We start from the raw sequence: 10,426 nt of genomic DNA, 5'->3' as shown, positions 1-10,426 counted from the left end.
CGAGGCAGACGCCGCCGCGCAACCAAAGCGCGGCGACTACCGGAGGGGAGGCAGAGGCGTACCGACAGGACCGGCCAGCAGGGCCGGGCCATGCGTCAGCGATCGTACCGGTAGACCGACGAAACGGCAGCGCCGGCTCGGCTGGAGCGCAGCGGAAGGAGAGCGCGGTCAGGCCGAGACGGCCTGAGACACAATCTGCACGAGCCTCAAAATTTCTTTTCTCGCTCTGGCGTACAATCGGCAGTGCTGGCGTGATCAGGCGTAGATTCAGTGCTTTGGCACCGTTTTCGGCACTCTTGACGCCGGCCACAGACCAGCAAATCTCACAGCGAAGGAGCAAGAGAACCAGCCACAGCACAGGAAGACCACGCCATGACCGAACAGCCGCCGGACCGTATTCTTCGCCTCAACGCCGTGCTCGATCGCACCGGCCTGACCCGCGCCACCCTCTATCGCAAGATCCAGGCGGGCACGTTTCCCAAGCAGGTGCGCATCGCCACGCGCTGCACCGGCTGGCGGGAATCTGCCATCCGTGAATGGATGCGCAATCCCATGTTCTATCGGGTCGACGACGTTCGATAGCAGCGCCGCCCCATTGCAAATCCTAGCACAGACACGCGCCGGCCACGAATAAAAGTCGGCCTAGCGGGAATGTCCGGGGTTGCGGACGATCGCGACTGTCCGGTCTGTATTTGGAATGGAGGTAAGCTGCCGTTCCCAACTTGGTCCACGATGGATTGTTGCGACGCGCCGCTTCTGCGTTACTTAAATCGGCACCTGGGGGCGTTTTGCTCGCAAATCCCGCAATACATCTGGTATGTCCATTCATGAGGCACCTCGGAGAGCCATAACGCCTGTAAACCAGTTAGGCAAATGGCTGCAGTCATTCTCCGAATAGCCACCACCAAGGATTGGCGCTTTTGGGCGTCTTCGGCGCCTTCAGGCGATGGACCATCCTGTCGCGCGCATGCTCCGGCAGGCCCGGTGCGTCCAACACCCTCTTCAGTTCGTCGGCGTTATTCCGAATGAGTATTTCATCTACAATTTCTTCATGAACAACAGCACTACGGGTTATGCCAAAAGCCTTGATGTTAGATTTATTTAGTGGCCATCGTGTGAGGGTTGCCTGCACAAGCGCCTTGCGAGGTGACCTCGAGCTCGATAGCGTGGCCAGGAACTTCGTCAGGTATTTCTCCTCCACCCCGGAGAGTTTTTTGTTTCGAATTGATTGGTCAAGCGGATCAAAAACCGAACAGGCCAAGCCGTAGGATTCTTCTGAACGTGTTGCGAGTGCGCAGATGAAGCCAATCACATTCAGGGCGGCGGGACGCGTATTTTCGGGTTGGAGCGCGTCGTTGATGAGGGCTGCCCATGTGTCGGGCGCTCTCGGTGGCAAGTCGCCATGGATCAGGGCGCTTGCGAGCAGAATTACAGTCTGCCGGTCGAGGCTGCCTTTCATTCCGACGAGACTTTGCATCCTGTCTGGCGATGATGCGAACCAGAATGCGATCGAATGCCTGACCAAGTGGTTCTGGCTGTGGAGCAGAGACGCCGCTTCACTGAGGGGCAACTTGTCGACCAATGCCATGATCGCAACCATTGCATTCGGTCCGATTGATTCTCCGAAAATCGCGACAAGACCGTGAAGGTCGGCCGCACTGGGTGTTATGAGTGCGATGAGGGCGGCACGCAGATCGTCGGAGGCCGGCCAGAATGATGAGACGGAGAGCAGTTCGCGGCGGATCTTTGCCATGGGGAGTCGCTCATCGTCTCGTGCGACATCAACAATGGCATCGAGCGGCAGATGCTCGACGACGCCGGCGTAGAAAGTCGAGCCGAAACTGTCGGGGGTGGCGCTTCGCGCTATGTCCAACGCGGTGCGCAGATCGCGCAGGCTCAGATGAGACGCCAACTCGATGATTGGGCTCAGATCGACGTCGAGGTTCTCATCGCGCGCGATCCGCACAAGGTCAATTAAGGCTTCGGCCTGCTCCACTTGGGTGACGCCATGCGTCAGAACATGCCGGGTCAGGCGCGGTAGCGGGTTTCCGTCCGTCATCTCCCGCAGCTTTTTCAGCTGGGTGAATGCAGGCCTGCGCTGGTCCTCCCAAATGTTGGCGAGACTGGCGGCCATGCGACGCGGCACTTTGCTTTCAATTGCGTAGCGAGCGATAAAGGATCGGAGCGGAGTGGGACCGGGGAGGGGAAGGTCATCGTCCAGGCAGTTGATGCCCGAGGATATATAGGGGTCTGTTTCCACTGGCATGGTCGCCCGATCTCGAACGAAGCGAAGCATGCAGCTGCTTTCGAGCGGCACCGTCCCATCGCCAGAGTTGGTGATTGCCAGGAAGTCACGTCGCAGTCCCGGCCACATCTGGCGCCACAGCGCCAAGGTGAGCATCTCATCTTGGTAGCGTTTTCTACACGGCAGCAGGATTAGTTCTCTCGGGTGAGAGCCATAAAGCTGCTCGAGGGCGATCGACGCTCTGCCGTCATCGCGGAACGGGGGGGATGAAAGGCCGTCGGCCTCAATCAGGATCGGGCCGAGATGGAGATCGCCCGTAAGGTTGGAGGGCCTTTCGAATAGGGACATGAGCCCCATGAGATCGTGGATCAGGGTGAGCGACTGGTAGTCAAGGATGAGTGAATGCGTCCAAACGCTTCCGGGCCTGTAGGCCCGCCCTGCGGGCCATGTTCGAGCGATGACGTGTCGAGAGGCTGACTTTAGAGGGTAGACGGTCAGGTAGGTTTCATCAGGCTGCAGGTCGGACACTGCGAGAAGGTCGCTCATCATCAGCATGGTCGCGCGCGAACGGTCGTCCAGCTCTATAGAACTGGCCAGTTCCTTATGACCGCGAGCGTATCCGTGGATCGCTTGATCTATTTTGATGATGCGAGTGTCCATCGTCAGCCGCCCGCAATCAGCCATCGTAAAGGGGCCGTCAGATCGTGCTGTCCGGCTTCAACGCCTACGACAAGGATCCGCTTTGATTGGTTCATCATCCCCTCGAATTCCGCCTTTCTTTCTGGAAGCCGCCCCCCTTGGGCACTAACGCCATAGATGCGCAATTCCCAAAGGTCGTCGTTGTTCGCGAGGAATTGGTTCAGCATGGGCCGCTTGGCTTCAAGCCATTTGGCCGGCGTCATGTCCTGTTCGTCGGCGACGAGGTCCCAGGCAGAGACGATCAGCGCAAGTTTGCGAAGACGCGGATGCTCCGGGCGCCGATTGGCTAGCTGCAGGAATTCGACGATCTTGACTTCCTCGCTCATATTCTCCGGCTGGAACCTGACTGGCCGAGGCTCTCCAGCCGCGGCATCACGCGTTTCTCCCACTGAACCCGCTTTCGCCGCGTTATGCTCTTCGAGCCTCCCGCTCGCTCCAATTTCAACCTCTTGCTTTTCGTCCTCATCCTCATCGAACATGTCGCCAAAGTCGTCGATCAGAAGGCAGTCGTTCTCCCTGTTCGCATTGGTAAACAGGGTGATGCCGTCAGAGGCTATGAGTGCCTCATAAAGTGGCCTTGGACAGCCACCGGCAGCAGGGTGCTCGAAGTTTTCACCCCGCAAATCAGGGATCTCAAGCGAACTCTCCGCTCCGGTGAACTTGTCACGAACGTTGAGTTGCACCCAGGCTTCGTTCGAAGTCTTGGTCCGTTCCATAGGCTTGCAGGAAAGCCAATGGTCTTCGAGCTGGTTGAGATGCTTCTCACTGTCGGCGAGATTCGTGATTTCGAGGTCCGTTTCCACATCTTTTGCCAAAAGAATGTGACGGAGCGCCCCAATGTAGGTGCTCTTTCCAGACTCCGGCATGCCGACGATTAGCAGCTTTCTCATGAGTGTTTCCTCCTCATTGCCACCATGAGTGAGTCCAATGCCGTCGGTGTGCTGGGAGACGTGGATCCGAGGGTGAATGGTGAAGGGGGGAGAGGTTGCAGGATCTCGCTTAGGAGTTGCTCCACCCCTTCACCGACCCTGTTCGTGCCTTTAGGTGCACGTGACGAGACCACGACCGTGATGGGCTTCGCGCCTGTGCTCGACCTTGTTTCAAGGTCGCTTCGCATCTGTTCTAGGCGCAGAACAGCGGCGTCGCGCTGACCATCTGCGGTCAGGAGATCTGCCTTCGTGCCTAGGAGGAACAGCCGCTTGTTAGCAAGCGATCCGTGCTGTTCCATGGCCATGAATAGCCGGCGGATGCTGGACATTATGGGCTGTGGCTTCTCCATCAGTTCCTTGAGATCCACCATGAGGAGGATCACCGTCGATCGGGCGAGTTCGGTGAATGTTGCGAAATCCTTCGTCTGTCCGAGTGCGACATCGAAGTTCTCGCCGGGGCGGTCGGCAAAGAACACGTCCGTTTTCCCATGCCCGGTGGCGATCCGCAGATGGGTGAACGTCAATTCGTGCCTCGTTCGGGGCGTGTCCGGTTTCGTTTTCTTCGAGGCCATACGGGCGAGGAACGTCCGCTCCTCATATCCTCTAAGCGTCTCGGAACCTGCAAACCCAAAGTCCTTCATCCTCGCGCGGTGGATGAGTTCGTAGATGGTGCCTATCAGCGTGGTCTTTCCCACCGCCGGCCCGGCCACGATACCGATCACCACACCGCCGCGTTCCCGGAGAAGCGCGTCGCATCGCTCGGCGGTGAGGCTTCGGCCTCCAGGGGTGACGACCATGTCCATCTCCGCCTGATGATCGGCCGAGCCCGCCTGTTCCGGTTGCGCCTCCTCGTCCTCGACATCCTCTGCGCGGATGACATCGGGACATTCGTCGAACGGAAGCGTGTTGATGCAGATCCCGGAGCGGGGCCCGTCGCAGCCGTTCTGACTGCAAGTAAAGGCTCGAAGATCCATTGTCAGATCGAAAGAAACTTGTGAGCGAGGCGCTCGCGGTAGAACTGCACCGCAAGATAAAGGGGCTTTACCTTGACATCTGCATCCAATCCGGTCTTGCGCTTGAAAGCCGGCTTCCAATCCTCTTCGTCGTCCGCTCCGGCGGCGAGGCCGAGCATCGTCGAGAGGGGCAGATGGGAAGCGACCGGACTGGAGCTGATAGGCTCGAACGTCTTCTTGCGCCACGCCAGGTCGATGGACTTCGGCACGTCGGAAAGCGTGATGTCGGGAAGTTTGGCCCGTCCCTTCTCGATGACGAGGTCCAGCAGTGCTGGGGCGGCGTGCAGGCCGTAGTTGCCGCTGTGTTTACCGGCCAGTTCCCATCCTGCGATTGCGGCGGCCTTCTCTATCTTCATATCCTTGAAGAAGCCGTCGGCCTCGTAGCTAAGACCGCCTACTATCCACCAGTGGGCACGCATCTCATCCTCGAGCTTGGCGATGTAGTCCAACATACCGTTGTTAGCCGTGGCGATATGCCCGGACATTGTCACGGTGTGCGCTGATATCCTGTCGATCAAAGAAGTAAGCGAGTTCATGATCTGTGGAAGAAAGCTGTGCATCGCGTTAATCCCTTTCAATTCAGCGATATTCTCCGTAATTGCCGCAGGAATAGGGACTTTTTTGAGTTTGGACGGCTTGCTGACCTCATGTACCTGATTTGCAGTCAATGCTTCGTCGGCCAGTGTGAGGATGTCGCTTGGGATTGAAAAGGACCGCATTCCGCCGACGGATGCAGTCAGGATGGCCAAAGCCAGCTCTCCGGACCACCTACTCTCGATCATCGCATGGTCGGAGATAGCCGTGGCGAGAAGCGCTGCCTCCTTGTCAGCCGGCCGGACGTCGAAGGTCGGGTCCGCCCGGAAATGTTCGAGAAAACCGGCATCCTCGGCGTCATGGGTTCCCAGCATCACCCCGACCAGTTCGGGAATGGATTCGGCAGACACAGCCTCGCCGGCGGCCGCAATGGCGGGCAGGCGCGCCCCGATTGTCTCGCGTGGCGTGTTGAGTCCTATTTTCCCGTACAGAATGCCTGCTCGTTTCAACGCCTCGCTCACGCACCCGCCTCCAGCTTCTTGATCATTTCATCGAGCGCGTCGAGCTGGTCCCGCTCGCGTGCACGTTTTAGTTGCAGTTTGAATCGCTCCACGTCGACCAGACGGCTATCCTCCTCGACCACCAGCTTTAGAGTGCCGACGATCTCGTTCTTCTCCGACAGGTTGCGGCTGAAGAAACGATATACGATGTCCCGGAACCGCTGCTGCTTCGTCACCATGGGCATCTCCGTCCCGTGGGAAGATTCGATATCTGCCGAAGTTCCCTGGCTTACTCCTGACGCGGGCGGGCTCGCCTCCTCCTCTTCGATCCACGGCGAACGCCAACCTTCAGGAAGTTTATCCAAGGCCAACTCTACGTGATGGAACTCGACATTTCCACGGTCCTCAATGAACCGAAACTGAGGAGGGCTTCCCTGCCATTCACGCGCGTAGACGTCGACATGGAGTTTCCTCTCCGCGCCATCTTGCACCCTGACCTCGATAACGTTGTAGCCGGGGTGCCAGTTTGGCTCGCTGCGGTGTGGGTTGACCGCACCGGCGAAGAGCTTGACCCAGTCCCGCCCGGGCATGACGCGAGATTCATGCTCGTGCCCGAACAGTTGGATCCTAGCGTCTCCGTCTAGGGCCTGCTCGGTCTCCCGTTTGTCCAGCAGCCAATTCGGCGGATGGTGTGACATAGTCAGATATTCAACGCCAGCCTGCCGATGCAACGTTGTCGCACGGGAACCCAGAAACATGCTGCCTTCACGGTCCCCCGGACCTGAAAGCAGCGCCGTGTTCAAGCCTCTGACGCGTAGGGTGCTGCCGTCATTCAATGCGAAATCGCGTTCCCAGACGAAGCTGGTCTCGTCAGCGAAAAACGAGGACTCGTAGCGCGCTGCGAACTCGTTGTAACCGGCCAGCGGCGAGTAGAACATCGCACGCGCCTCGGTCTGGTTGAGCCTTTGATCGAGCGCATTGCATCGATCGTAATATCTCTCCTCCCGGCGAACGGCATTGTGCCCATCCTGAATGAGCGGGTTGAGCCTGATGACGCTCTGATCGATATCGTGGTTTCCGGGGCAGAGCCGGACCTCGGACCGAGCACAGCCTGCAGCATCGCATATTTCATTCAGCCATCTCGCCGCGTCGTCATATTCTGCTCGTTGACCGGCATAGGCGATGTCGCCAGACACCAAGATTGCCGTCGCATCGCCAAGCTTCTCACGCATGCCCCTGACATCATCGACGATCCGGCTTCGCAGTTCCCGATCAGGATCGAAACCGAACCGTGCGACCCGGTTGCTGAAGTGGATATCCGATAGATGAATGAACCTCAGTGTTCCGTCGCTCATGTCTGCCCCTTGGAGAATTCCTGCTGATTGCCTTGGTCGCGTTGTTGAGTAGCCCCTAGTTTTCTAGATGCATTCCACTTTCAAAATCTGGTGCCGTTCGAACTCGACGGGCGACAGCATACCGTTCCTGACCTGCTTGCGCACCGCGTTGTAGAACGTCTCGACGCAATCGAACATCTCCTGCCGGGCTCCAGCGTCAGCGGGTTCAGACTTGTCCCCAGCCCTCGTCAATCCAGCGCCCCGCGGCGCCGGTGAACGAATGACGGGTTCCGACGTCGCAGACTGGGTCCCTCAACGTCAGCAATTGCGGCGATCGCTGCAGACGAAAGGACGATGCCCAAATCGGCGGCTCGCGCCCAGTTGCGGACATCGGTTCACGCTGTCATACTGAGCGGTGTGTTGATGCGCGCAAGTCATTCCCGAGAGGTATAGGATGTCCTGGCGATCGGCAATCGAGTGGGCAGTGTTCGCCGTGGCCTCTGTTGTGCTTTGGCTCGCGACCGGATTTTACATGCTCATAACAGGTTGGGCTCCCTGCGACGTTACAGGAACCTGCTTGCGGGACCGATCAATCGTCTTTCTTACGCTTCTGTTGCTCCCCGCGCAGGCAGGTGCGTCTGCATGGCTTCGTTCGCGCCAGCGCCGCCGAGGCGCTTCGAGCTGAGGCCGCTTACCACCATCTGCCGTCATAGGGGTTCGATGCGGATGTCTACGAGGTCGGGATAATGTATCAGTCCCGCTTGATCATCCCTAACAAGGATGCCCGTTCCGAGAACATCCGCCCATTCATCCGCAGGGTATTCCGCGTCAAACTGACGGTCGGCAACAATGCCGACTACGGTAGCGGGATACCCGTCGATGAGATACCGCCCGCCAATGCGAATGCCCGTCGTCAATTGATTCAACCTCTACCAGCTCAGTCTAGGCCGCTTCGCGACCACCGCCAATGGGAATTCGCCATTCCGCTCCCCCAGCCTTTACCACCGTAGGAGGTCGCAGGCAGTCGACCCAATAACCACCGATTGCTCATCAATGCTGGAACGTCAGTTCCGCCACCAACCCAGGCCATTCCTGGGGCCAGCGACATCGATAAACAAACGACCGCTTCCGGCAGACGAACTCAGGGGCCTGGACGGCCGCTATGAGGGCGATCGGGACGGAGGACGAGGCGATGGTCAAGATGACATTTCGCGCCCAGTTGCGGACATTCTTGCGCGTTGGTAACCTATTTCAATGCCAACTGTAGAAGCCTTTGACCACGAGGACGCTTTGAAGCCGCTATTCACGGCGGAGTTTGAGTTCCTACCCCGTATTGGGGAATACCTCTCGATTGACACACCGCCGGGCTACTTTAAATACTATAATGTCGTTGATATCTGGCACCGGCAAGACAAAGAGCGTGGCGTTTTCCGAGCTTGCATCCGCATTGAAGAGGCCGATTGACGACAGTCTGCTCCCTCTAACTTTGCTGTATTGGGGGGCTGATCGAGCGACTTGTTAGCCGCCGTTGGTTCAGCATGGCGCAGATGGCAGCTCCCCACCAAACCAGGCTGTTCATGGGGCCAGCGACATTGATGAATAAACGACGGCTTTCGGCGTACGGGCTCGCCCGCCTGAACGGCCGCTATTGGGGCGAGCACCGCCGCGCCCTTTCGGCCGGAGCGGGTGCAGCATCCTATCGCTAATCCCCAGTTTGCCAGTAGGCCCATGTCAGGCCGTATGAGCCAGTTCGAGACCTTCAAGGTGATCGATGTCGCCAATTGGCGTCAGCAAGCCGAACACGTGATCCGCCCAATGCTGGAGCATACGCCGGCGCGGCGACAAGTACAGCGCGCTGTTATAGGCGCTGCGGACATCATCGCGGTCGACGTGGGCAAGTGCCATCTCGATCCAATCGGCGCGATAGCACTCGGCTTCGTTGGCCCAGGTGGAGGCCAGACCGCGGAAGCCATGGACCGTCTGTCGACCGCGATATCCCATGCGGTAGCAACCATAAATCATGGTGTTCTGAGAAATCGGCTGCCCGAGCTTGTCACCGCCAAACACGTAAGCGCCCGTCGAATAGGTCCTAACGTCGCTGAGCAGCGACACAACCTGGCGCGATAGCGGCACGAGATGCTCTCGCTCCATCTTCATCCGCGCTGCTGGCACGCGCCAGAGCGGCTCCGGCCCGTCGAGTTGCTCAAACTCTTCCCACCGCGCAAGCCGGGTTTCGTTGGTCCGTGCCCAGGTCAGCAGCGTGAACAGCAACGCTGCGCGCGTCACGGCACGACGGCGCGGATTCTCCTCGCCGTCGTAGCTGTCGATTGCCCGAACCAGCGCGGGCAGTTCCTGCAGACCGACCCGCGCCATGTGGCGAACCCGCGGTTTCGGCTTCAGCAAGTCAGACAGATATGCCGCCGGATCCTGATCAGCCCAGCCTTGCGGGATCGCGAAGCGATAGATTTGACTCACATGCTGCTTGATGCGCCGGCTGACGTCGAGCGCCCCGCGCGCTTCCACCGTCCGAACCATGGCCAGCACGTCGGCGCTGGTGATGGACCGCAGCGGCCGATTGCCGAGCACTGGGAAGGCATCGCGCTCAAGCCGCGTCATCAGCCGCCTGGCATGGCCTTCATCGAGATTGCCCTCGCGGTTTTCGTGCCAGGCCCGTGCCGCCTGCTCGAACGTCTTGCCGGCTGGCGACCTGTTGCTGGCGCCAGGGTCCCTGCCCTGCCCCAGCGCCACCCTGGCTTCGGCGCGGCGCAGCCGCGCCTCGGCAAGGCTGAGATCGGGATAGCGGCCAAAGGAGAGCAGCTTCTCCTTGCCGTCGAACCGATACTTCATTCGCCAAAGCTTCGAGCCATTGGGCCGAACGCGGAGGTACAGGCCCTCGCCACCGGCGAGCTTATAGTCCTTTTGCCGCTTGGTTGCGTAGCGGACTTCGAGTTCCTTGAGCGCCATGTGGGGGTACTCCGCTGGAATTGCAGCGATTACCCCACAAAATACCCCCAAATGCAAATCGACGTCCTGGTGTTGGATGGGGGCCAGAGCATCAGCCTGAGACGTCGCGACTCGAGAGTAAGCTACGGAAAATAGGCATAAAAAAACCGCCTCGGGTTTTCCTGAGGCGGTTTGGTATGATTTGATCTGGTTGCGGGGGCAGGATTTG

The 10,426-nt window shown here is 59.0% G+C and carries 7 protein-coding genes and 1 pseudogene; 1 reads left to right on the top strand and 7 read right to left on the bottom strand.

The window, feature by feature from the left end; genetic code table 11:
- Positions 1-372: 372 nt before the first annotated feature.
- Positions 373-582: an AlpA family transcriptional regulator gene (locus tag H926_RS0100920; RefSeq protein WP_028657410.1), complete on the top strand. Its 210-nt coding sequence runs from the start codon at positions 373-375 to the stop codon at positions 580-582.
- A 301-nt stretch (positions 583-883) separates the two neighbouring features.
- On the opposite strand, the gene H926_RS0100915 is transcribed toward H926_RS0100920, so the two are convergent.
- The 7 genes and pseudogenes from H926_RS0100915 to H926_RS0100870 form a co-directional block, all read right to left on the bottom strand.
- A complete protein-coding gene (locus tag H926_RS0100915; protein ID WP_043607170.1) occupies positions 884-2,905 on the bottom strand; it encodes a hypothetical protein in 2,022 nt (673 codons plus the stop codon).
- A gap of 2 nt (positions 2,906-2,907) precedes the next feature.
- The gene (locus H926_RS0100910; protein ID WP_022674628.1) at positions 2,908-3,834 is read right to left on the bottom strand and encodes a hypothetical protein; all 927 of its coding nucleotides are present in this window, start codon (positions 3,832-3,834) and stop codon (positions 2,908-2,910) included.
- A complete protein-coding gene (locus tag H926_RS24935; RefSeq protein WP_022674627.1) occupies positions 3,831-4,847 on the bottom strand; it encodes a GTPase domain-containing protein in 1,017 nt (338 codons plus the stop codon). Before H926_RS24935 ends, H926_RS0100910 begins: the two co-directional genes overlap by 4 nt.
- Before the next feature lie 2 nt (positions 4,848-4,849).
- A complete protein-coding gene (locus H926_RS0100900) occupies positions 4,850-5,941 on the bottom strand; it encodes a GTPase-associated system all-helical protein GASH (RefSeq protein WP_022674626.1) in 1,092 nt (363 codons plus the stop codon).
- Complete coding sequence (locus tag H926_RS0100895) at positions 5,938-7,275, bottom strand: metallophosphoesterase (protein ID WP_022674625.1); 1,338 nt, start codon at positions 7,273-7,275, stop codon at positions 5,938-5,940. The genes H926_RS0100900 and H926_RS0100895 overlap by 4 nt, the downstream gene beginning before the upstream one ends.
- 63 nt (positions 7,276-7,338) lie before the next feature.
- Positions 7,339-7,464, bottom strand: a pseudogene (locus H926_RS32135) (IS3 family transposase); the annotation flags it as partial.
- 1,521 nt (positions 7,465-8,985) lie between these two features.
- The coding region (locus H926_RS0100870) for a tyrosine-type recombinase/integrase (RefSeq protein WP_371256211.1) at positions 8,986-10,426 on the bottom strand (1,441 nt) is incomplete at its 5' end.

The sequence above is a fragment of the Novosphingobium sp. B-7 genome (assembly GCF_000410615.1).
GTDB lineage: Bacteria > Pseudomonadota > Alphaproteobacteria > Sphingomonadales > Sphingomonadaceae > Novosphingobium > Novosphingobium capsulatum.
Note: the sequence above shows the minus strand (reverse complement) of the source record. Positions and strands in the feature narration are given on the sequence as shown.

Excerpts from the sequence above, each read along its gene's own strand:
- H926_RS0100920 (WP_028657410.1), top strand. The coding sequence starts at position 373 with ATGACCGAACAGCCGCCGGACCGTATTCTTCGCCTCAACGCCGTGCTC.
- H926_RS0100915 (WP_043607170.1), bottom strand. The coding sequence starts at position 2,905 with ATGGACACTCGCATCATCAAAATAGATCAAGCGATCCACGGATACGCT.
- H926_RS0100910 (WP_022674628.1), bottom strand. The coding sequence starts at position 3,834 with ATGAGAAAGCTGCTAATCGTCGGCATGCCGGAGTCTGGAAAGAGCACC.
- H926_RS24935 (WP_022674627.1), bottom strand. The coding sequence starts at position 4,847 with ATGGATCTTCGAGCCTTTACTTGCAGTCAGAACGGCTGCGACGGGCCC.
- H926_RS0100895 (WP_022674625.1), bottom strand. The coding sequence starts at position 7,275 with ATGAGCGACGGAACACTGAGGTTCATTCATCTATCGGATATCCACTTC.